The organism is Thiomicrospira sp. ALE5 (genome assembly GCF_900112445.1).
Classification (GTDB): domain Bacteria; phylum Pseudomonadota; class Gammaproteobacteria; order Thiomicrospirales; family Thiomicrospiraceae; genus Thiomicrospira.
On sequence record NZ_FOYY01000003.1, the window covers coordinates 477456 to 499518 of the forward strand.

Here is a 22063-nt window from a genome sequence, read left to right on the forward strand (position 1 = left end):
TTGCTCCTTAAAATGCAAAGAAGCCGGTGCCTAAGACACCAGCTTCTACAACAATTATAGTCGTTAAATTAATTTAAATCTTGTAGACGATGAACCGGTTGATCATCCAAATAATCCATTGCAGCGACAGTTGCAAACGCCCCTGCCATCGTTGTTGTATAACAAACCTTATGCATTAAGGCTTCACGTCGAATACCTGAAGAATCTTTGATGCTGACCGAGCCATCTGACGTATTCACGATTAACTGAATCTCCTCGTTTTTAATCGCATCGACAATATTGGGTCGCCCTTCTGCAACCTTATTGACCAGTTCACAATCAATCCCAGCAGCTTGCAACGAATTCGCCGTACCCCTTGTAGCAACAATGCTAAATCCTTTAGCCAGTAATGCTTTTGCTAGCTCAATCACCTTCACACGATCCGCTTTTCGCACACTTAAGAAAGCCCTACCTTCTCTCGGTAAAATGGTACTCGCCGCTAACTGTGCATTAGCATAAGCTTGCGGGAAGTTTGCGCCTACTCCCATAACCTCGCCGGTCGATTTCATCTCCGGACCCAAAATAGGATCCACACCCAAGAACTTAATAAACGGGAACACCGCCTCTTTTACTGAGTAATGCTTCGGCATCACTTCAGCCGTGAACCCTTGTGAAGCCAGGGACTTCCCAGCCATACAGCGCGCGGCAATTTTAGCTAGAGGGTGCCCAATCGCCTTTGAAACAAATGGCACCGTGCGTGACGCACGCGGGTTGACTTCTAGCACATAAATGTCATCACCTTTAACGGCAAACTGCGTATTCATTAACCCAACCACATTTAAGGCTTTCGCCATTTGTGCGACTTGGTGCCTGATTTCATCCTGAACTGATTTTTTAATACTATAGGGTGGCAATGAACAAGCCGAATCACCAGAATGTATCCCGGCCTGCTCAATATGCTCCATCAGTCCACCAATAACAACTTGCTCGCCATCACATATCGCATCCACATCCAGCTCAACCGCATCATCTAAGAAACGATCTAACAATACTGGCGAATCATTAGATACCTTAACAGCAAACTTCATGTAGCGTAGCAGGTCTTCTTCGGAGTATACAATTTCCATTGCACGGCCACCCAATACATAAGAAGGCCGTACTACAAGTGGATAGCCTATTTCTTTTGCCAGCGTAATAGCTTCATCCTCACGACGCGCCGTTCGATTCGGTGGCTGTCGCAGGTTCAATTTATTTAATAATTGCTGGAAACGTTCACGATCCTCAGCCAAATCAATTGAATCAGGTGACGTGCCAATAATCGGCACACCCGCAGCTTCAAGATCCCGCGCTAATTTCAATGGCGTTTGACCACCGTATTGCACGATGACACCCTTAGGCTGTTCTATCGCAACAATCTCCAATACATCTTCCAGCGTTAAAGGCTCAAAATACAGGCGGTCAGAGGTATCGTAATCGGTTGAAACGGTTTCTGGGTTACAGTTGACCATAATAGTTTCATAACCGTCTTCACTGAGTGCCATCGCGGCATGCACACAGCAATAATCAAACTCTATGCCTTGGCCAATCCGATTTGGACCACCACCTAACACCATAATTTTATCGCGGTCAGTGGGTTCTGCCTCGCATTCATCCTCATAGGTCGAATACAAATAGGCTGTCGACGTTGCAAATTCAGCCGCACAGGTATCAACACGTTTATAGACAGGGCGAATACCCAAAGTATGGCGGTACTTTCTAACCAATGCACTATCTGTTTTTAGTAAGGCCGCAATACGATTGTCAGAAAAACCCTGGCGCTTGAGTTGCTTTAAAAAGTCTGCTTCAAGTGCATCTAGACCTTTAGCCACAATATGACGTTCTGATTCCACTAATTCAGCAATCTGTGCCAAAAACCACGGATCAATCTTAGATACATCGAACACCTGCTCTATGCTCCAGCCAGCACGAAACGCATCCGCAACATACCAGATGCGATCGGCGCCAGGATCACGCAGCTCTCGACGTAAAATATCACGCACTTCCTTATCATCGGTAGTGGCAAAATCAATCATCTCATTTAAGCCATCCATGCCGGTCTCTAAACCACGCAAGGCTTTTTGCAATGACTCTTTAAAGTTCCGACCCATCGCCATCACTTCACCAACCGACTTCATTTGAGTTGATAGGCGCGCCTGAGCTTGCGGGAATTTTTCAAATGTGAAGCGTGGCAATTTAGTCACGACATAATCGATTGACGGTTCAAACGACGCCGGTGTCGCACCGTTGGTAATATCGTTTTTTAACTCATCAAGCGTATAACCCACGGCTAATTTAGCCGCCACTTTAGCAATCGGGAAACCCGTTGCTTTAGATGCTAGCGCTGAAGAGCGAGATACACGTGGATTCATCTCAATAACAATCATCCGACCCGTCTCAGGATTTAACGCAAACTGAACGTTCGAACCGCCCGTTTCAACCCCGATTTCACGCAGTACAGCCAGTGAGGCGTTACGCATAATCTGATATTCTTTATCCGTTAAGGTTTGCGCAGGTGCAACAGTAATCGAGTCACCGGTATGCACCCCCATAGGATCAAAGTTTTCAATTGAACAGACGATAATACAGTTATCCTTCTTGTCGCGAATAACTTCCATCTCATATTCTTTCCAACCTAAGATGGACTCTTCAATCAATAATTCGTTCGTCGGTGATAAATCTAAACCAAACTTACAAATTTGCTCAAACTCTTCACGGTTGTAAGCAATACCCCCGCCTGAACCACCCAAGGTAAACGAAGGACGAATAACGGTTGGAAAACCTACTTTAGCTTGAATTTGCCAAGCTTCATCAAGATTGTGCGCAACCTCTGAATAAGGCATATCCAAACCAATTTTGGTCATCGCCTGACGGAATCGATCACGGTTTTCGGCTTTATCAATAGCATCTTCACTTGCACCGATTAGTTCAACGTTATATTTTTTTAATACTCCGTTGTGCGCTAAATCTAACGCGCAGTTAAGGGCGGTTTGCCCACCCATGGTCGGCAAAATCGCATCTGGACGCTCTTTATCGATAATTTTCTCTACGACCTGCCAAGTAATTGGCTCGATGTAGGTGGCATGAGCTAAATCTGGGTCACTCATGATCGTCGCTGGATTTGAGTTAACCAGCACTACCCGGAAGCCCTCTTCCTTTAACGCCTTACAGGCTTGAGCACCCGAATAATCAAACTCGCAGGCCTGGCCGATAATGATCGGACCGGCACCAATAATTAGAATCGTTTTTATGTCTGTTCTTTTTGGCATGGCAATTCCTTAATTCGTGACCTTTAACGCTTAGGCCGAACGGTACTGATTAATCTGGGCAATAAACTGATCAAATAGCGGTGCTAAATCATGTGGTCCTGGGCTAGCTTCTGGGTGACCTTGAAAACTGAAAGCAGGTTTATCGGTTAATGCGATACCCTGTAACGAGCCGTCAAACAAAGAGTTATGCGTCACTTTAACATTGGCCGGCAAACTATTTGGGTCAACGGCAAAACCATGGTTCTGTGACGTAATCATCACCCGACCTGTATCAAGTTCTTGAACCGGGTGGTTACCACCGTGATGACCAAATTTCATTTTTAAAGTTTTCGCACCCGCTGCTAATGCCAACAACTGATGGCCTAAACAAATACCAAATACCGGCACCTGTGCTGCCAAGACTTCGCGGATAGCCGTTATCGCATAATCGCATGGGGCAGGATCACCAGGGCCATTAGATAAAAACACGCCATCAGGATTCATTGCCAGAACGTCGGCAGCCGTCGTTTTAGCAGGCACAACTGTTACACGACAACCTCGATCGGCAAGCATCCGTAAAATATTGCGTTTGATACCATAATCAAAGGCAACAACATGGTATGTTGCTTCAGCCTGACGGTCGATATGCCCTTTTCCAAGCTGCCATGTTCCTTCATGCCATTGATAGGCTGTTTCTGTTGTCACTTCTTTGGCCAAGTCAATGCCACTCAAACCAGCAAAAGCCTGCGCCTTGGCAACAGCTGCATCAGCATCAATATTATCACCAGCAACGATGACGCCATTTTGCGCGCCCTTTTCACGAAGAATACGTGTCAACTTTCGGGTATCAATGTCTGCAATAGCGACCACATTCTGCTCAATCAAATAGTCTGGCAAACTTTGCGTTGCACGAAAGCTACTTATTAAACTTGGGCAATCTTTAACAACTAAACCTTGCGCCATAACATTCGGCGACTCTGTATCTTCTTCATTTACACCAACATTACCAATATGTGGATAGGTCAAAGTTACAATTTGTTTAAAATACGACGGGTCGGTCAAAATCTCTTGGTACCCCGTCATAGAGGTATTAAAAACCACCTCACCCACACATTCTCCCTGCGCACCAATTGAACGCCCCCAAAAAAGCGTGCCATCGGCCAGTGCCAGTAACGCTGATGCTTCCATGTTTTGCCCCGAAAAGTCTAAATTCGCTTATAAAAAAACGGAGCTAACTCCTTTCAAAGAGTCAACTCCGTCCTAAATAATGTCTACAAGATGACTTCATGCCAACCTTTTATTTTGAGTCATAAAATCAATTTCAAATTGAGCGAATTTTAATCGATAAGCCCTTTCAAGTCTAGCTGAAATCCACACTTATTCCAAAAACTAGCGTAAGCCCAATACATCTTGCATATCATAGAGACCATTAGGTTGACAGCCGAGCCACTCACAAGCTCTCACTGCACCTTTAGCGAAAGTCATCCGACTCGATGCCTTATGCGTAATTTCAACACGCTCCCCAATTCCGGCGAACATCACGGTATGGTCACCGACAATATCGCCGGCACGCACGGTGGCAAAACCAATCGTATTCGGGTCACGCTCGCCGGTGTTACCCTCACGACCATAGACTGCACAGGTTTTAAGCTCTCGCCCCAGCGTGTCAGCTACCACTTCTGCCATACGCAAGGCCGTGCCAGAGGGTGCATCAATTTTATGACGATGATGCGCTTCAACCACTTCAATATCAAAGCCTTCATTAAGCACTTCTGCCGCCATTTTTAGCAACTTTAAGGTTAAGGTCACACCCACGCTCATATTCGGGGCAAACACAACCGGAATCTTAGTGGCGGCATCATCAATCGCAGCCAACCCCTCTTCGTCAAATCCAGTGGTACCAATAACAATACGTTTATTAGCTTGGACACATAAACCTAGTGCCTGCAAAGTAACTTCAGGGCGAGTAAAATCAATCAAAACATCAAAATCATCTAATACGTCAGCTAGATTATCAACAACTTTAACCCCTTGTGGACCTGCACCCACAAGATCTCCAGCATCCACACCCACCAAAGACGAACCGGGACGTTCAACTGCTGCACCCAGCACCAAATTTGGTGCCGCTAGGGTTGCTTCAATCAAATATTTACCCATTCTGCCTGATGCGCCTAAAATACCTATGCGACTTAGCTCACTCATTTTTTATCCTTATTCGTTGTTTCACTATCATCACTTGTAAAAAAAGATTTTACTGCATCAAAAAATGAGTGAGATTTTGGGCTATGTTTAGCATGCTTACCATGCAAACTATCATCAAAGGCTTTCAATAACGCCTTTTGCTCACTGGTTAGCTTAACCGGCGTTTCAATATTCACTTCACAGATTAGATCTCCAACCCGGCTCGAACGAACAGACTTCACCCCTTTGCCAGCCAACTTAAAGCGTTGTCCTGACTGGGTACCCGCCGGTATTTTCAAACGCGCTTTGCCATTTAAACTAGGCACTTCAATTTCGCCGCCCAAGGTCGCCGTTGCAAAGGAAATAGGTAACTCACAGAAAAGCGTGTCGCCATCACGCTGAAAAATAGCATGACGCTTGACGCGCACCCGAACATACAAATTACCCCGTGGCGCACCTGCTTCGCCCAGCCCTCCTTCACCTTGTAAACGAATACGATCGCCACTATCCACGCCGGCGGGGATTTTCACCGACAAGGTTTTGTGCTTAGTGAGCACACCTTCGCCACGACATTTTTTACAAGGGGACTTAATAATCTTACCGCGACCATGACAAGTTGGACAGGTGCGTGCCACCGAGAAAAAACCTTGCTGGATACGAACCTGTCCCTCTCCACCACAAGTTGGACAGGTTTGAGCCGATGTGCCTGGCTCTGCGCCTGAGCCACCACAAGCATCACAAGTATCCTCATAGGGAATACGAATATCAACTTCAGTACCATTAACCGCTTGCTCTAAGGTAATTTCCAAGTCGTACTGCATATCATCACCGGCCTGAGGACCCCGACGACCAAAACCACCACCGAAAATATCGCCAAAAATATCACTAAATGCATCGCCAAAGCCTGCGCCGCCAAAACCACCGCCCTGAGCACCGCCTTGCACGCCAGCATGACCAAACTGGTCATAAGCCGCCCGCTTTTGCTGGTCACTTAACACTTCATAGGCTTCAGTTGCTTCTTTAAACTTAGAATCAGCATCTGGATCATCCGGATTTCGATCTGGATGATACTTCATCGCTAATTTCCGATAGGCTTTTTTAATCTCCTGCTCGGTAGCGTTACGTGCGACGGATAATATTTCGTAATAATCTCGTTTACTCATAGTTGCTGTCTTCTGCTGCTTGGCTCAATGTAAAGTTAATAGGTTCAATAGACGACTCAGCATCTATTCAAGCTAGTAACTTGTGCAAAAAACAACGGCTCATTCGAGCCGTTGCCTCATTACACTAATTTAAAAAATTAAGTTTGAATTACTTTTTCGAATCATCCACTTCTTCAAATTCTGCATCCACAATATCATCTTGTTTTGCATTATCAGAAGTATTTGGCTCAGCGCCTGCGGTTTGCTGCTGTTGCTTCGCCATCATTTTTTCAGTCATTTTCTGCGATGCGGCGGCTAAAGCTTGTACCTTTTCATCGATTTTAGCTTTATCATCACCTTTCATCGCTTCTTCAACATCTTTGATGGCCGCTTCAATCGCATCCTTTTCAGCTGCGTCAAGATCATCACCAGCATCCGTCATGGCTTTACGAGTAGCATGAATCATTCCATCTGCTTGGTTACGCGCCTCAACCAGCTCCTTCATTTTACGATCTTCTTCCGCATGCGCTTCGGCATCTTTCACCATACGTTCAACTTCTTCATCGGTTAAACCTGAAGAAGCTTTAATCGTAATGTTTTGCTCTTTACCTGTCGCCTTGTCTTTCGCTGACACATTCAAGATACCATTAGCATCAATATCAAAGGTCACTTCGATTTGCGGCATACCACGCTGAGCCGGTGGAATGTCTTCCAAATTAAACTGGCCTAACGACTTGTTGCCTGATGACATTTCACGCTCACCTTGCAACACATGAATCGTTACCGCCGTTTGGTTATCTTCAGCGGTTGAGAATACCTGTGACTTACGTGTTGGAATCGTGGTGTTTTTCTCAATCAGCTTGGTCATGACGCCGCCCATAGTTTCGATACCCAGCGACAGAGGCGATACGTCTAACAACAACACATCTTTCACATCACCAGACAACACACCACCCTGAATCGCGGCACCCATTGCCACCGCTTCATCCGGATTAACATCACGACGAGGCTCTTTGCCAAAAAATTCTTTTACACGTGCTTGCACCATCGGCACACGTGTTGAACCCCCAACCAAAATAACATCATCAATTTCAGACGCTGATAAACCAGCATCTTTAAGTGCAATCTTACAAGGCTCAATCGAACGTGCCACTAAATCCTCGACCAATGATTCAAACTTCGCACGAGTAATTTTGATGTTCATGTGCTTAGGGCCAGACGCATCGGCGGTAACGTAGGGTAGATTGATATCAGTTTGCTCACGCGATGACAATTCAATTTTTGCTTTCTCAGCCGCTTCACGTAAACGCTGCAAGGCTAGCGGATCATTGGTTAGATCAACACCTTGGTCCTTTTTAAACTCCGCGACCAAATAATCCATGATCTGCTTATCAAAGTCTTCACCACCCAAGAAGGTATCCCCGTTGGTTGATAACACTTCAACTTGCTTTTCGCCATCTAAATCCGCGACTTCGATAATCGAAATATCGAACGTACCGCCACCTAGGTCATAGACAGCAATTTTGCTGTCGCCCTTCGCCTTATCCATACCGTAAGCCAAAGCCGCCGCAGTTGGCTCGTTGATAATACGTTTAACTTCAAGGCCAGCAATCTTACCCGCATCCTTGGTCGCTTGACGTTGCGCGTCGTTAAAGTAAGCCGGAACGGTAATAACCGCTTCAGCCACTTCATGCCCAAGGTAATCTTCGGCGGTTTTTTTCATTTTTTGTAAGGTACGCGCAGACACCTCCTGCGGCGACATTTTTTTGCCATCAACATCTACCCATGCATCGCCATTGTCAGCACCTACAATCGCATAAGGCACCATACCAATGTCTTTTTTAACCTCTTTATCTTCAAAACGACGGCCGATCAAACGCTTGATCGCAAACAAGGTGTTTTTCGGATTCGTTACCGCCTGGCGCTTAGCCGAATCCCCGACCAACACTTCGCCATCGTTTGTGTAAGCCACAATCGAAGGCGTGGTACGCGCACCTTCTGCGTTTGGAATAACTTTAATGTCTTTGCCTTCCATGACCGCCACACATGAGTTAGTGGTGCCTAGGTCAATACCAATAATCTTTGCCATGTTTTAATCTCCAAATTCAATTTAATCTTTAAAAGCTTATGTTGTTCTTGTGTACTTAATAGGTGCTGTTTTGGTTATTTCAAGCAGCACAGCCATTTTTTTTACTGGGCCACAATAACCCGCGCAGGTCGAATCAAACGTTCATTTAAGGCATACCCCTTCTGAAACACTTCTACAACGGTATTTGTTTCATGATCGGGTGATGGAATCATCGTCATCGCCTCATGTTTTTGAGGATCAAACTTCTCACCCACTGGATTAATGCGTTCAACATTGAAGTCAGCCAGCACATCTAAAAGCTGTTTAAAGGTCATTTCGACCCCTTCACGAATTGACGCCGCATTGGCTTCGGGTTTATTTGCCGCATCTAAACCTAGCTCCAAGCTATCAGCAACGGGTACTAATGCATTTAGGAGCTTTTCGACACCATATTTGTGTGCATTTTCAACATCAATACGCGATCTACGGCGCAAGTTTTCCATATCAGCTTGTAATCTCAATAATGCATCCCAATGTTGCGCAGCTTGTTGTTGCGCGGCCGCTAATTCAGCCATGGGATCAAACTCGTCTTCAGCGTCATCAAAAGCCTGCTGATGATCCTGCTCAATTTGAGCATCTTGCTCATCCATCTGCTCTTCAACCGCTTGCTGCTCTGACTGATCTGACAGCTCACTTTGATTTTTTTGCTGCTCAGTCTTGTTTTCTGGCTGCTGCATGCACGACTCCTACAACTAATTAAAATTCATAAACAATATGGGGGGTTATTTTTCTCTTTCAACCCTTCTCGGCCAAAATATTCTACTGATCGATTTTTAACGCCTTAAAAGCATGATAGTTTCAGCTATAATTCAGATTAGTAAAGACAACGGCAGGTTTCATTATGTTTGATCGTATTGCAATTTTTGGTAAATACAACGGTTTTCAATCTTGGAAAAGCATTGATAAACTCATCAAGTTTTTTCAGGATCGCAATAAAAAAGTACTGCTAGATCAAACATCCTGCCAAGATTTTCCTGTTGAACGTTACGGTGTGCCCTTGCTAAGCCGCGAGGCGATGCTTGGTCAATTTGATCTGGCAATTGTCGTCGGTGGCGATGGCACCTTTTTAGATGTAGCCCGTTTTGTCGTTGACCAACAAAAACCGATTTTAGGCGTTAACCTTGGCCGATTAGGCTTTTTAGCGGATGTTTCACCAGATACCATGCTTAACACCATGGAAGATGTATTGAATGGCACCTATGACTGTGAAGATCGTAATTTACTCAGCGTTACTATTTACGATCTTGATGAAAAAGTATTTGAACACCTCGCTTTCAATGACGTAGTGATTCATAAACCTGACGCACCCAAAATGATTGAGTTTGAAACCTTCATTGACGGCCGCTTTCTTAAAAGCCAACGTTCTGATGGGATGATCATTGCCACACCAACAGGTTCAACAGCCTATGCACTTTCAGCAGGAGGACCTATTGTTGATCCAAGCCTTAACGTAATATCCTTGGTTTCTATCAATCCCCATACCATGAGTAATCGCCCTTTTGTTGTAGATGGTGACAGTCACATTGAATTACGCGCCCATGAAAACTGTAGCGGTATCGCACGGATTACATGTGACGGCCAAATCACTTATGAGATCAATGCCCGCCATCGTACCCACGTACAAAGACATCAACATTTTATTAAACTTATTCACCCTTGTGGTCACGACTACTTTGGGCTACTGCGTGCTAAATTACACTGGGGTGAAAAACTATAATGCTCGTCTATTTACATATTCAAAACCTAGCCCTTATTGACCAGCTTGAACTTGATTTTAAGCCGGGACTCAGCGTATTAACCGGTGAAACAGGCGCTGGTAAGTCAATTTTACTTGATGGCCTTGGACTCATACTGGGTGAGCGTGCCGACTCTAGCCTAGTCAGACATGGCAAAAATAAAGCCACCGTGACGGCCGAATTCGATTTGAGCGATGCCCCCGATCAGCAGGCCTGGTTACAACAGCATGACCTTGACGACGAAAACCAAATCAATAATTGCATCATTCAACGAAGTGTTCGCGCCGATGGTCGCTCAAAAGCTTACATCAATGGCCGCCCAACCACTCTAACGAAACTCAAAGAACTGGGGCAACAACTGATCATCGTACATGGTCAACACCAACACCAAGCTCTGCTAAACCTTGATACCCAACGCGATCTATTAGACCGATTTGGTCAGCATAACACCCTAGTATCTGCGGTTAAAGCCGCCTTCACTAGCTGGCATAAACTGACTCAAAAACTTAAACAAATCCAAGACGAACAACAAGATGCGCAAGCCAAACTTGAACTTTTAACATTCAAGCAACAGGAATTTGCCAAAGTCAAACCGCTAGTAGGTGAGTTTGACCTGCTTGCAGAAGAGCAGCGCACACTTGCCCACGCCAATGATATTAAAACAGCTGGCTTAAATGCGGCTGAACATCTAGATGGAGAACACAGTACCGTTAGCTTTCTTACCAAAGCACAGCACGAGATCGAGCGCGCGGCCGGCTATAGCCCGGAATTAGCGCAACAACAGCAACGATTAGAGACGCTACTTATCGAAGTGCAAGAGCTCGCCAGTGAATTGCACCATTACAGTGATAAAATTGAATTAGACCCCTATCGGTTAGACGAGGTTGATACACGACTGGGCCAACTTCATGCTTTAGCAAAAAAATACCACCTTGACCCCAATGGTCTTGCGGATTACTTTGATGAGCTTAATACGCAACTTACCGCTTTTACTCAGCATGACCAGTTCCAAGAAGAACTAGAAGCGGCAATTAACAAGGCTTACAGCTCACTACAAACCGCATCCAAATCACTAAGTGATGCACGTCAACACAGCGCAAACATTCTAGGTGAAACCATTACTAGTGCGATGCAGGCGCTTGGCATGGCTAAAGGACGCTTTGAGGTGGCACTAGAACCCAGCGCATTGTCTGCATTCGGTCAAGACAAAATTAACTTTCTTGTTCAAACCAACCCAGGCCAACCTGCACAGCCATTGAACAAAATTGCATCAGGTGGTGAGCTATCACGAATAAGCTTAGCCATACAAGTCGCTTGCGCTCAAGTGAGCCACACCGCAACACTAATCTTTGACGAAGTGGATGTTGGCATAGGCGGTGCAGTCGCTGAAATTGTAGGTCAAAAAATGCGCACACTGGGTCATCAACGCCAGGTTTTTGCTGTCACCCATTTAGGACAAGTCGCCAGCTATGGCAACCATCACTTCAAAGTAGCCAAGCAAAATATTCAAGATGAAACGCAAACCCAAGTGGAACCCTTAACGGCAGAGGCGAGAACACAAGAAATAGCGAGGATGATTGGTGGTATTGAAATTACAGAACAAACGCTTGGCCTAGCATCAGAACTCTTAAATCAGGCCAAAGCGTTTTAAAGTGCTTTAGATGTTACTTGCGATTAACTTCAGGTGTTTCAGACTCTAGCGTTCCATAAATGACTAGGTTGTGATTACACAGGTTATAGCCGTTTTCTTTGGCTATATCACGAATGCGATCTTCAATAACTGGGTCAACGAACTCTTTAACAAAGCCCGATTTTAAGCATACTAAATGATCGTGATTGTCACCAGTATCTAATTCAAACACAGAAATATTATTTTCAAAATTTAACCGGCGCACAATCCCAGCCTGCTCAAATTGGGTTAGCACGCGATATACCGTTGCTAAACCAACCTCTTCGCCCTGCTCAATCAAAATTTTATAAACGTCTTCGGCGGTTAAATGATGCTGGTCACCGGCTGACTCTAAAATTTGCAAAATTTTTAGTCTTGGCAAGGTAACTTTCAAACCCACACGCTTTAACTCATGACCACTCATTTAAAGACTCCACTTATGAGATTTGTTATTATTTTATACTAATACTCAGCTTCAACACATTTTTGTCTATAATAAATAAAATTTTAGCTTACCATGGTGTCAAATCTTCTACAGCAAGATTCTATTTGTAAATGATATTCAAGTAAAGCGTCAAACCGATTTAAATTAGGAAGGTATATGAGCAGAAAAAGACCAATATTACACCTAAGCTGGATTGCAATTCTTGGCTTATTTCTGAGCGGATGTGGTGGCATAAAACCCTTTAAAGCCCCTATTGCACAAGGTATTGTAATCGAACCGGCAATGCTTGAAGAGCTGCAAGTAGGGCTAAGCAAACAACAAGTGCGCAGCTTACTCGGGCCTCACTATGGCCAGCATCCGTTTCGCCCACATATTTGGGATTATACCTATGCCACTAGCCAACAAAACAATCATCCAGATGCAGCCGGTCACTTACGCTTAGAATTTGATGAGCAAGGTTTCTTGTCAAACTGGCAAGTCATTAAAGAACAAAGCCGAAAAATCAAACTTTAACGCCTAATATCTTCAATCTACCTATCGCAACTTATTGTGCTGCCGCCTTGCGGCGGCGTTCTTTGGGATCAACTTTTAGCGGGCGATATACCTCAACCCGATCACCATCACGTAATAAGGTATCTTGCGACACTGGACGGCTAAAAATACCCAGCTTATCCAGCACAGCTTCAGGATAGTCTGCCTGCAGCGGACTTAACTTAACGGCATCTATCGCAGTGGTATTGAGGGGCACACGCAACGAGTACAAAGACTGTTTATCAGGCAAGGCATAGGCCACTTCGACCACAATCCAGTCAGAATTCGTGTCGGAATGCGCAACGTCACTGTTATCTAGATTAGCCATAAATTTGCTCCGCTCGGGCAACAAAACTGCTAACAAAGGTATTGGCAATCTGCTCAAAAATACTATTGAGCGCTACCTTTAATAGGCCAGAACTGACTTCAAACTCAATCTCAAAATTAATTTTGCAGGCCTGTTCACCCAATGCTTTAAAGGTCCATTCACCCTGTAAATGACTAAACGGGCCTTCCAAAAGACGCATTTCGATACGCTGATTCGGCGTCAGATGATTCTGGGTCTTGAATACTTGCTTCAACCCCAATTTAGCAATCGTCACTTCCGCTTGCATGGAAAGCTCATCCGCCATTAATACGCGCGCACCACCACACCAAGGCAAAAACTCCGGATAACGTGCGACATCGTTTACCACGTCATACATTTGTTTTGCCGAGTAATTTAATAAAGCGGTGCGGGAAATTTTTTTCATAGCCGTCTTTTTTTGAGCAAACTTGGTTATAATGCGAGTCATTATGGCAAAAAAATCCAAGAAACAAAACCACTCTAATCGCATCGCCGAAAACCGCAAAGCGCGCTTCGATTATTTCATTGAAGAAACCTTTGAAGCAGGCCTGGTGTTAGAAGGCTGGGAAATCAAAAGCCTGCGTGCGGGTAAGGTTCAAATTAACGAAAGCTACATTCTGTTTAAAAACAATGAGGCTTGGTTATTTGGTGCGCTGATTACCCCGCTCATTACAGCCTCCTCTCATCAAATCCACGACCCATTGCGGACGCGTAAATTATTGATGCACCGGCGTCAAATTGACCGTTTAATGGGCCAGGTTGATCAAAAAGGCTATACCGTTGTGTCTCTTAATTTACATTGGCACCAAGGTCGAGTAAAAATCGACATAGGTTTAGCGAAAGGTAAAAAACTGCATGACAAACGCGCCACCGAAAAAGAGCGCGATTGGAATCGCGACAAGCAACGTATTCTCAAATCATTCGGTTAACCAGGCCTGCAACTGTGGCCAAAGTCTCGCTAGAATAATAGGTTGAGCGGCGGCATTGGGGTGTAAGCCATCATCTAGCATTAACTCCTGATTCAACGCCACATCAGCCAGAAAAAAAGGATCGAGCGGCACCTGATATTCTTCAGCCAACTGCAGATACATTTGCGCTAAACGTCGATCAAACGCCGGCCCATAATTAGGCGGCAATCGAATACCCAACAACTTCACTTTGGCGCCCTGCTGCTGACTCAACTCAATCATTTGCGCTAGGTTGCGTTGAGTTTGATTCAAGTTTTGACCGCGCAGGGCATCATTGGCGCCCAGCTCAATAATCACATAAGCGGGTTGATGTTGTGCCAGCAGGCCTGGTAAACGCTGCAAACCGCCCGAGGTGGTTTCACCACTCAAACTGGCATTGATCACTTGTACGTTTTTTAATTGTTGCATAGTCTGCTGAGTCAGTTTTTGGTCTAATAGGGACACCCAACCGTTCTCTTGCGGAATACCATAAGCCGCACTCAGGCTATCGCCCAAAACCAACAAGGTAGATGAAGAGGACTGTGCCGATTGACTGGCTAACAGTAACACCCAACTTACAAGTAGCAGCGTTATCACACGCACTAACGGATGATAAAGAGAACATAATCCATGACTGACAACCCGACTAATTCTATTTTGAGCTTGCACAATGTTCATTACGAAGTATCCTCTGCGTCTTCACCTTTGGCTATCTTAAAGGGCTGTGAACTAGAAGTCGAGCCACAACAAAGTTTAGCGATAGTAGGGCGCTCTGGTTCCGGAAAATCCACACTACTTGCTTTAATGGCCGGATTAGACACCGCCACACGCGGTGATGTGCGCTTGCTATCCCATAATCTAAGTCAACTTAATGAAGATCAACGTGCGCAAATTCGCGCCCAATCAGTGGGCTTTGTGTTTCAAAACTTTCAACTCATGTCGGGCTTAACCGCACTCGAAAATGTCATGATGCCTCTGGAACTCTTTAACCTAGATCAGCCCAAGCAACGCGCAGAGCAAGCGCTGGAATCAGTAGGCCTGACTCACCGTTTACACCATCGGCCACAATCCCTATCGGGTGGCGAACAACAACGCGTCGCGATTGCACGCGCCCTCGTCACCCAACCCAAGATTTTGTTTGCCGATGAACCTACTGGCAACTTGGATGAAACCACCGCTCATCAAGTGCAGGATTTGCTATTTAACTTGCAAGATCACACCACCTTAATTCTCGTCACCCACGACGTGGACTATGCTGCGCGTTGCCAACGCCAAGTCCGTCTTGAACAGGGTCTGCTCCTTGAGGATCAGCTATGCCACTAATTAACACGGCACTGCGTTGGTTTTGGCGCGGCATTCGTCGTGGCGATTGGTTGTGGCTATGGATTGCCGTAGTGATTGCCAGCACCAGCGTGACCTTGGTTGAACAGGTCGCGCAAACAGTGCAAAAAAGCATGTTGAGCAAAGCGGCTGAATCCTTATCCGCTGATCTGGTCATCCGCTCTACTCGCCCGATTGAGTCCAGCTGGCAGGAATGGGCAGCGGATAACCAGTTGGCCACCAGCGAAACACTCAGCCTGACCACTATGGCACTGCACCAAGATCAATTTCAAATGGTCATGCTCAAAGGTGTATCAGCCAACTATCCATTACGAGGACAGCTGCGCACACAAAACCACAAAAGCTTAAATGAATTGGGCGATAGCGCCGTGTTCGCTGATCCACAATTAGCAGGCCTGCTAGGACTAGAACTGGGCAATCAATTGACTCTTGGATCGCGAGATTTTATTGCGCTCGACTGGTTAAGTGATCAAGATGTGTTTCAAGCCACCTTTAGTCAATTCGCGCCACAGGTTATTTTGCCAATTGAACAGATTGACGCCTTAGGTTTACTCGGCCCAGGCAGCCGGGCAACCTTCGAGCTTGGGTTTAGTGGCGCAGCACAAGCCCTAGATGAACTCTATTTACGCTTGGTTGAAGCCGACGAACCGCATTGGCAAATCATTCAAGCCCGCGCACCGACCCCAGATCTTGAACGCGCACTTAACACCGCATGGCTATTTTTAGACCTGGCGTCCCTGGCCACCGTACTCGTAGCAGGCCTGGCGATTCTGATAGCTAGCCAGTTTTATCTAAAACGCTGGACCGCGACGCTAGCACTATTACGCGCCACCGGTGCAACCAGCCGCCGCTTGGTGAGTTTATTTGCACTCCAATTAACCTTTCTAGCCCTATTTGCAAGCGGTCTAGGTATCCTGTTGGGATTGGCCTTGTTTTATCTTCTCACACCGGTGCTGGCCAATTACTTTAGTCCCTTGGTGATTGCTGCGCCTGGCACCGCCATGCTATTGGGCTTGCTCAGTGGTACGCTCGCGCTATGGACCTTTTCTTGGCCGGCGTTTTATCGTGCCATGCAAGTCTCGCCACTCAGTGTGTTACGCCAAGATTTAAGCCCTAAAAGTGCCTTAACAGCCTTATTAGTCAGCCTGGTGCTGCTATTCTTACTGATGTCCCTGCTGCTCAATAACCAGCTGCTCATTTGGGCACTGCCAAGCTTATTAATTGGCGGCGCATTACTAGCCCTGCTAGCAGGCCTGCTACTTTGGGGTCTAGTTAAGATTCAACCTTTTACCCGAGGTTGGTTACGCGTCGCCATTGCTGGTTTAACACGGGCACCAGGCCTGGTAGTGACGCAACTCGTTGCGATTGGCTTGGTGATTTTTGTGCTACTGGTCATGTCATTTGTGCGTCATGATTTACTCAACGCCTGGCAAGCTACCCTGCCTGCCGATATGCCTGATACCTTTGTGATGAATATTCAGCCGGATCAACATGAAGGTGTCGCGAGACTCTTAGCCGAGCAAAATTTAACCGCCGAACTAGTACCCATGGTACGAGGTCGGTTGGTGGCGAAAAATGACCAACCGATGCGTGCCAGCCAATTTGACGAACCGCGCGCTAAACGCCTATTGGAGCGCGAAGCCAATATTGCGGTATTATCAGCGCCCCCCGACTATAACCGTATCACGGCGCAGCTACCCGATAATCAATGGCAAACCGACCTACCTGGTGTGTCAATCGAAGCGGAGATTGCCGAACTGTTTGGCCTAGCGTTAGGCGATGTGCTGACCTATGACCTGATTGGTGAAACACGCCAGTATCAAGTGCGCAGCTTACGTGAAGTCGACTGGCAAAGCTTTCGGTTAAACTTCTTTTTTATTTTAGAACCCACTGAACAGTCTTTGCCTATTACCTACATTACCAATTTCCAATCTAACCTGGATGAAACGGCTACGCTAGCATTGCGTTTAGCGATTAATGAACAGTTTTCAGGGGTGTTATGGGTCGATGCGCGGGCTATGATTCACCAAATTCGAGACATTATGAGTCAAGCAGCGATGGCCGTCACCTTGCTCTATATGTTTACGCTCGTGGCCAGCCTAGTGGTCGTGTTTACCGCCACCCAATCGACCCAGTTAGCACGCCTGAGAACCTGGCTATTACTTCGAACGCTCGGCGCTAAACAAGCGGACATTATTAAGATTGGTTTAACCGAGTTTGTGTTAATCGGTATGTTAGGCGGTCTATTTGCGGCTAGTTTAGGCCAACTAGCCAGTATGCTGATTGCGCATTTTTGGCTAGAACTGAGCGTAGGATTTAACCCTTGGATATGGCTGAGCGCCATTGTGATAAGTGCACTGTTATTGCTTCTGATTGGTTGGCTGACCCAGCGACATCCGTTGCGCCAAACACCCAAGCAATTGCTGCAAGCCTTACAGGCCGATTAACCACAATCAGCAGGCCTGCTTAATCTTGCGCAAGCCTGCTTAAACCTACTTAGCGGTTTTCTTACCCAGCGGTTTATTTAGAGCTTAAAAACAATTTATAACCCGGGTTGTCCTGCTCAGACACATAGGGGTATTTTAAGCAATCTAAATAGGCCTCAAAATCAGCATGATGCTGATCAGGCACCTGCACGCCCACTAACACGCGACCAAACGCATCGCTGTGATTACGATAGTGAAACAAACTAATATTCCACTCAACACTCATGCGGCTTAAAAAGTTAAGCAATGCGCCTGGGCGTTCAGGGAACTCAAAACGATAGACCTTCTCATCGGCTAGGCCGGGGACGCGCCCGCCCACCAAATGACGCAAATGTAACTTGGCTAACTCGTTGTCGGACATATCCTCCACCTCATAACCCAGCTCGCGTAAATGCCCAACTAGCTGTTGTTGTTCGGCATAGCCGCCGCTGGTGCGCACTCCCACAAACACCAAGGCTTCTTGGTCATCGGCATAGCGATAATTAAACTCGGTAATGACTCGCTGCGCCCCTAAATCTTCACAAAAACGTTTAAAACTGCCCGGCTGTTCTTTAATTTTGACCGCAAAAATCGCTTCACGTTTTTCACCTAGCTCAGTACGCTCCGCAATATGATGCAAGCGGTCAAAGTTCATATTCGCGCCACTGACAATTGCGCCCAAACTCAAATTAGACACACCGCGTTGTTGGACAAACTTTTTCAAACCCGCGACGGCCAACGCACCTGCTGGTTCAGAAATAGCCCGCGTATCTTCAAACACATCTTTAATAGCCGCACAAATTTCGTCTGTTGACACTGTTATCATTTCATCCACACAAGCCAAAGCGATTTCAAACGGTTTTTCACCGACTTGGGCGACCGCCGCGCCATCGGCAAATAAACCGACTTGCGGTAATACCACCCGCTCTTTTGCGGCTAAGGCTTGGGTCATCGAAGCGGCATCTTCAGCTTCTACCCCAACAATACGCGTTTTGGGCCAAATTTGTTTTAAGACCGCAGCAATACCGGCAATCAAACCGCCGCCACCGACACACACAAACACCACATCAAAAGGCTTAGGATGTTGGCGTAATATTTCTAGTGCAATTGTGCCCTGTCCGGCAATGACATCTTCATCATCATAAGGATGAATAAAGGTTAAGCCCTGCTCGCGCATTAATTGTTTAGCGTAAACCGCCGCCTCATCAAAGGCCTCACCGTGCAGGACGACTTCAGCGCCCAAGCGCTTTACCGCGTTCACCTTGATCGGCGGCGTGGTTTGTGGCATCACAATAATGGCTTTGATACCCATTTTTTTGGCTGACAGGGCCACGCCCTGCGCATGATTACCTGCCGACGCAGCAATGACCCCTGCCGCCTGTTGTGCGGGCGTAAGTTTGACCATCTTGGCATAGGCGCCGCGCAACTTGAACGAAAACACCGGCTGCAAATCTTCGCGCTTTAACCAGACCTGGTTGAGTAATTTTTGCGATAACAACGGCGCCAGTTCTAATGGCGTTTCCTCCGCCACATCATAAACCGGCACCGATAACACATTTTTAAGGACTTGTTCGTGAAGTGCCATACTCTAATTTTCCAACCAAAATGCCATTATAACAAGATACACGAGTAACCCAAGCGAGTCATTACCAAACTAAATCATCAGGAATGGCAAACTTAGCATAGTAGTCGCGGTCTTCATCAGACAAGCCATCATTGGCTGTCGCATCGGTCGCAAGTGGTATCAACACTTGGTCATCACGCTGGTTAATTTTATCCGTGAGCTCGGACGCCACTAAAACATAGCTCCCCTCCCAACGCACAATACGAATGGCCCCGGCCACCAGGCCTGCATGGGTTTTGTCATTCACCGCCAAGGTTTTTACCTGGATGCCATCCACAAAATTAAACGTTTGCTCACCACTGTAATGTTTTAAACCATGCACGGATAAGATTTGCTTCAGTTCGGCCTGCTTGGCTTTTTCTGCTTGCTGCTGCTGGCGCACTAAATTTAACTGGCGATCCTTTTCAGCTTTTTGCGCTGCGGCTTCTGCTGCCAAATCTGCCGTAGTCGTAACAGACTTGCCACCCTGCTGACGCTGTTTTTTGGTCTGTTGATATTTTTCTTTTTTAGCTTGCTTGGCTTTGTGCTCATTCACCAGCCCTGCTTTTTTCATTTGATCCAATAACGATGCCATGGCAACACTCCAAACATAATGTGCGTTATTTTAAAGCTTTAAATGGAACTGTAATTAAATAATTGAACATTTAGCAGCAACAGTTCTAGACCAAAATACGAAATTTTCTAAACCCAAATTTGATTAATAGTGTAGAGTTGCTGAGTAATTTTGAAAAAGACAGGCTTAAAATGTCCAAACCCATCATTCTCTGTGTTGACGATACACCTGCTAACCTAACTCTTCTCAACGGCTTGCTTGAGGACGAATATTCTGTAAAGTCAGCAAATTCGGGTATTAAAGCATTAAAACTACTGGAAAAAATTACTGCTGACCTAGTGTTGTTAGATGTCATGATGCCTGATATGGATGGCTATGAAGTGTGTCAGCAGATCAAAACCAACCCTGCCACGCAATCAATTCCTGTTTTATTTATAACTGCACTTAATGAACCTGAAGATGAAGAGAAGGCATTAGCAGTCGGTGGTAACGACTTTATCACAAAGCCGATCAATCCTAGTGTATTGCAAGCACGCATTCGCACCCAGTTGCAATTAAAACGCTACAACGACAGTTTGCGCCAACAAAACAATGACCTTGAAGCAAAATTAGAAAAGCGTTTGAGTGACATTTATCATCTTCAAGATGCTAGCTTGTCCGTAATGATTTCATTGGCAGAGTTCCGCGATGAAGATACCGGCATGCACATCAAACGTACCCAGCATTTTGTCAGATTGATAGCACAGCAAGCGCAGCGCAACTTACCCCATTTGCAGTTGAATGATTCTGATATTGAACTGATGACACGCTGTGCCCCATTACACGATGTTGGTAAAATAACCATACCAGATCACATTCTTCTAAAACCGGGCAAACTTACCGATGACGAATTTGCAGTTATGAAAAGTCATGCGCAACGTGGCTACGACATTTTGGAGGCAGCGGCAAAGTCAATGGGCAGTTATGGCGATTATTTAGATATGGCCAAAGCCATTGCCATTAGCCACCATGAGAAATGGGATGGTAGTGGTTACCCTAATCAACTAGCTGGCACGTCAATTCCATTGGCGGGTCGTTTGATGGCACTAGCCGATGTCTATGATGCCCTGCGCTCTTCACGACCTTACAAACAACCCTCTAGCCATGATAAAGCACTTGAGATTATGCAGGATATGAGTGAAAAACATTTCGATCCTGAATTGTTTGCCTGTTTTGTGCGAGTTGAATCAGAGGTCTTAGCAATTAGTCAACAATGGGCAGATTAACCACGATTTAGACACTATGTTAGAAAAACCAAAAGAAAATACACAACTCTCTATTTTGCTTGTCGATGATACGCCGCAAATGTGCTCGCTAATTAGCTCGTTTTTGTATGCCGAGGGCTATAGAAAAATTGCTATTTTAAATAGCCCAGAAAAAGCATTACAGATATTGCAAAAACGCCCGTTTGACCTGATTCTGCTGGATAACAATATGCCCAATCTCAGCGGCGTAGACTTATTAACCCAAGTAAAACCCTTGCCTCATTTGGCCGCTTCCAAGTTTATGATGATCACGGCGGATACCGCTTCTAGCATAGTGCAAACGGCGATAAAAGCCGGTGCGGATGATTTTATTGTCAAACCGTTTAATGCCAAAACATTGGCTGCCAAAATCTCACGTTTAGTTCCCAATTCATAACCAGGCCTGGTC

Annotated in this window: 20 protein-coding genes; 8 read left to right on the plus strand and 12 right to left on the minus strand. The window is 45.8% G+C overall.

The genetic code is table 11. The features are described from left to right. Positions 1 to 68: 68 nt before the first annotated feature. The 6 genes from carB to grpE form a co-directional block, all read right to left on the minus strand. Positions 69 to 3284 carry a carbamoyl-phosphate synthase large subunit gene (gene carB / locus BM293_RS02490; RefSeq protein ID WP_093446565.1) on the minus strand — a complete coding sequence of 1072 codons (3216 nt, stop codon included), beginning with the start codon at positions 3282 to 3284 and terminating at the stop codon, positions 69 to 71. Positions 3285 to 3314: 30 nt separating this feature from the next. Next, complete coding sequence (carA, locus tag BM293_RS02495) at positions 3315 to 4451, minus strand: glutamine-hydrolyzing carbamoyl-phosphate synthase small subunit (RefSeq protein WP_093446566.1); 1137 nt, start codon at positions 4449 to 4451, stop codon at positions 3315 to 3317. A gap of 201 nt (positions 4452 to 4652) precedes the next feature. Continuing rightward, positions 4653 to 5465, minus strand: coding sequence for a 4-hydroxy-tetrahydrodipicolinate reductase (gene dapB, locus BM293_RS02500; protein ID WP_093446568.1), 813 nt, complete (start codon positions 5463 to 5465; stop codon positions 4653 to 4655). Further along, positions 5462 to 6607 (minus strand): molecular chaperone DnaJ, encoded by a 1146-nt coding sequence (dnaJ, locus tag BM293_RS02505; protein WP_093446569.1) that lies wholly within the window; start codon positions 6605 to 6607, stop codon positions 5462 to 5464. The genes dapB and dnaJ overlap by 4 nt, the downstream gene beginning before the upstream one ends. A gap of 148 nt (positions 6608 to 6755) precedes the next feature. Further along, on the minus strand, positions 6756 to 8675 hold the full coding sequence (gene dnaK, locus BM293_RS02510) for a molecular chaperone DnaK (RefSeq protein ID WP_093446571.1): 1920 nt from the start codon (positions 8673 to 8675) through the stop codon (positions 6756 to 6758). Positions 8676 to 8776: 101 nt separating this feature from the next. Further along, the gene (gene grpE / locus BM293_RS02515; protein ID WP_093446572.1) at positions 8777 to 9391 is read right to left on the minus strand and encodes a nucleotide exchange factor GrpE; all 615 of its coding nucleotides are present in this window, start codon (positions 9389 to 9391) and stop codon (positions 8777 to 8779) included. Between the two features lie 164 nt (positions 9392 to 9555). Here grpE and BM293_RS02520 point away from each other — a divergent pair, with 164 nt between their 5' ends. Both BM293_RS02520 and recN read left to right on the plus strand, forming a co-directional pair. Continuing rightward, complete coding sequence (locus BM293_RS02520) at positions 9556 to 10431, plus strand: NAD(+) kinase (protein ID WP_093446574.1); 876 nt, start codon at positions 9556 to 9558, stop codon at positions 10429 to 10431. Next, a complete protein-coding gene (gene recN / locus BM293_RS02525; RefSeq protein WP_093446575.1) occupies positions 10431 to 12101 on the plus strand; it encodes a DNA repair protein RecN in 1671 nt (556 codons plus the stop codon). Before BM293_RS02520 ends, recN begins: the two co-directional genes overlap by 1 nt. Positions 12102 to 12114: 13 nt before the next feature. On the opposite strand, the gene fur is transcribed toward recN, so the two are convergent. Then, complete coding sequence (fur, locus tag BM293_RS02530; protein ID WP_093446577.1) at positions 12115 to 12543, minus strand: ferric iron uptake transcriptional regulator; 429 nt, start codon at positions 12541 to 12543, stop codon at positions 12115 to 12117. 177 nt (positions 12544 to 12720) lie between these two features. On the opposite strand from fur, the gene BM293_RS02535 reads away from it, so the two are divergent. Continuing rightward, positions 12721 to 13077, plus strand: a complete 357-nt coding sequence (locus BM293_RS02535; protein WP_093446578.1) for an outer membrane protein assembly factor BamE — start codon at positions 12721 to 12723, stop codon at positions 13075 to 13077. 31 nt (positions 13078 to 13108) lie between these two features. Here the strand turns inward: BM293_RS02535 and BM293_RS02540 are convergent, their stop codons facing one another. Together BM293_RS02540 and BM293_RS02545 are read right to left on the minus strand one after the other, a co-directional pair. After that, the gene (locus BM293_RS02540; RefSeq protein ID WP_093446580.1) at positions 13109 to 13423 is read right to left on the minus strand and encodes an RnfH family protein; all 315 of its coding nucleotides are present in this window, start codon (positions 13421 to 13423) and stop codon (positions 13109 to 13111) included. Next, positions 13416 to 13847: a type II toxin-antitoxin system RatA family toxin gene (locus BM293_RS02545; RefSeq protein ID WP_093447832.1), complete on the minus strand. Its 432-nt coding sequence runs from the start codon at positions 13845 to 13847 to the stop codon at positions 13416 to 13418. The genes BM293_RS02540 and BM293_RS02545 overlap by 8 nt, the downstream gene beginning before the upstream one ends. A gap of 43 nt (positions 13848 to 13890) precedes the next feature. Between BM293_RS02545 and smpB the strand changes: the two genes are divergently transcribed. Next, entirely contained in the window at positions 13891 to 14370 is a 480-nt protein-coding gene (smpB, locus tag BM293_RS02550) for an SsrA-binding protein SmpB (protein ID WP_234968865.1), read from the plus strand. Here smpB and BM293_RS02555 read toward each other — a convergent pair. Next, a complete protein-coding gene (locus BM293_RS02555; RefSeq protein WP_093446583.1) occupies positions 14359 to 15066 on the minus strand; it encodes an arylesterase in 708 nt (235 codons plus the stop codon). The genes smpB and BM293_RS02555 overlap by 12 nt on opposite strands. Between BM293_RS02555 and BM293_RS02560 the strand changes: the two genes are divergently transcribed. Both BM293_RS02560 and BM293_RS02565 read left to right on the plus strand, forming a co-directional pair. Continuing rightward, the gene (locus tag BM293_RS02560) at positions 15019 to 15711 is read left to right on the plus strand and encodes an ABC transporter ATP-binding protein (RefSeq protein ID WP_093447834.1); all 693 of its coding nucleotides are present in this window, start codon (positions 15019 to 15021) and stop codon (positions 15709 to 15711) included. The two genes, BM293_RS02555 and BM293_RS02560, sit on opposite strands and share 48 nt — an antisense overlap. Beyond that, on the plus strand, positions 15702 to 18176 hold the full coding sequence (locus BM293_RS02565; protein WP_093446584.1) for an ABC transporter permease: 2475 nt from the start codon (positions 15702 to 15704) through the stop codon (positions 18174 to 18176). Before BM293_RS02560 ends, BM293_RS02565 begins: the two co-directional genes overlap by 10 nt. Positions 18177 to 18249: 73 nt before the next feature. Here the strand turns inward: BM293_RS02565 and ilvA are convergent, their stop codons facing one another. Together ilvA and BM293_RS02575 are read right to left on the minus strand one after the other, a co-directional pair. After that, positions 18250 to 19779 (minus strand): threonine ammonia-lyase, biosynthetic, encoded by a 1530-nt coding sequence (gene ilvA / locus BM293_RS02570; protein WP_093446586.1) that lies wholly within the window; start codon positions 19777 to 19779, stop codon positions 18250 to 18252. A gap of 61 nt (positions 19780 to 19840) precedes the next feature. Then, positions 19841 to 20392 carry a DUF2058 domain-containing protein gene (locus tag BM293_RS02575; protein WP_093446587.1) on the minus strand — a complete coding sequence of 184 codons (552 nt, stop codon included), beginning with the start codon at positions 20390 to 20392 and terminating at the stop codon, positions 19841 to 19843. Positions 20393 to 20562: 170 nt separating this feature from the next. Between BM293_RS02575 and BM293_RS02580 the strand changes: the two genes are divergently transcribed. Then, entirely contained in the window at positions 20563 to 21636 is a 1074-nt protein-coding gene (locus BM293_RS02580; protein ID WP_093446589.1) for a response regulator, read from the plus strand. Between the two features lie 16 nt (positions 21637 to 21652). Next, positions 21653 to 22051: a response regulator gene (locus BM293_RS02585; protein ID WP_093446590.1), complete on the plus strand. Its 399-nt coding sequence runs from the start codon at positions 21653 to 21655 to the stop codon at positions 22049 to 22051. Positions 22052 to 22063: the final 12 nt, after the last annotated feature.

Bases quoted from the DNA above. Each gene is read 5' to 3' on its own strand.
- BM293_RS02585 (WP_093446590.1), top strand. From the start codon at position 21,653: ATGTTAGAAAAACCAAAAGAAAATACACAACTCTCTATTTTGCTTGTC.
- BM293_RS02555 (WP_093446583.1), bottom strand. From the start codon at position 15,066: ATGAACATTGTGCAAGCTCAAAATAGAATTAGTCGGGTTGTCAGTCAT.
- carB (WP_093446565.1), bottom strand. From the start codon at position 3,284: ATGCCAAAAAGAACAGACATAAAAACGATTCTAATTATTGGTGCCGGT.
- BM293_RS02560 (WP_093447834.1), top strand. From the start codon at position 15,019: ATGACTGACAACCCGACTAATTCTATTTTGAGCTTGCACAATGTTCAT.
- BM293_RS02540 (WP_093446580.1), bottom strand. From the start codon at position 13,423: ATGGCTAATCTAGATAACAGTGACGTTGCGCATTCCGACACGAATTCT.
- BM293_RS02580 (WP_093446589.1), top strand. From the start codon at position 20,563: ATGTCCAAACCCATCATTCTCTGTGTTGACGATACACCTGCTAACCTA.
- dnaJ (WP_093446569.1), bottom strand. From the start codon at position 6,607: ATGAGTAAACGAGATTATTACGAAATATTATCCGTCGCACGTAACGCT.
- BM293_RS02575 (WP_093446587.1), bottom strand. From the start codon at position 20,392: ATGGCATCGTTATTGGATCAAATGAAAAAAGCAGGGCTGGTGAATGAG.
- dnaK (WP_093446571.1), bottom strand. From the start codon at position 8,675: ATGGCAAAGATTATTGGTATTGACCTAGGCACCACTAACTCATGTGTG.
- ilvA (WP_093446586.1), bottom strand. From the start codon at position 19,779: ATGGCACTTCACGAACAAGTCCTTAAAAATGTGTTATCGGTGCCGGTT.
- smpB (WP_234968865.1), top strand. From the start codon at position 13,891: ATGGCAAAAAAATCCAAGAAACAAAACCACTCTAATCGCATCGCCGAA.
- BM293_RS02565 (WP_093446584.1), top strand. From the start codon at position 15,702: ATGCCACTAATTAACACGGCACTGCGTTGGTTTTGGCGCGGCATTCGT.
- BM293_RS02535 (WP_093446578.1), top strand. From the start codon at position 12,721: ATGAGCAGAAAAAGACCAATATTACACCTAAGCTGGATTGCAATTCTT.
- carA (WP_093446566.1), bottom strand. From the start codon at position 4,451: ATGGAAGCATCAGCGTTACTGGCACTGGCCGATGGCACGCTTTTTTGG.
- BM293_RS02545 (WP_093447832.1), bottom strand. From the start codon at position 13,847: ATGAAAAAAATTTCCCGCACCGCTTTATTAAATTACTCGGCAAAACAA.
- dapB (WP_093446568.1), bottom strand. From the start codon at position 5,465: ATGAGTGAGCTAAGTCGCATAGGTATTTTAGGCGCATCAGGCAGAATG.
- BM293_RS02520 (WP_093446574.1), top strand. From the start codon at position 9,556: ATGTTTGATCGTATTGCAATTTTTGGTAAATACAACGGTTTTCAATCT.
- fur (WP_093446577.1), bottom strand. From the start codon at position 12,543: ATGAGTGGTCATGAGTTAAAGCGTGTGGGTTTGAAAGTTACCTTGCCA.
- grpE (WP_093446572.1), bottom strand. From the start codon at position 9,391: ATGCAGCAGCCAGAAAACAAGACTGAGCAGCAAAAAAATCAAAGTGAG.
- recN (WP_093446575.1), top strand. From the start codon at position 10,431: ATGCTCGTCTATTTACATATTCAAAACCTAGCCCTTATTGACCAGCTT.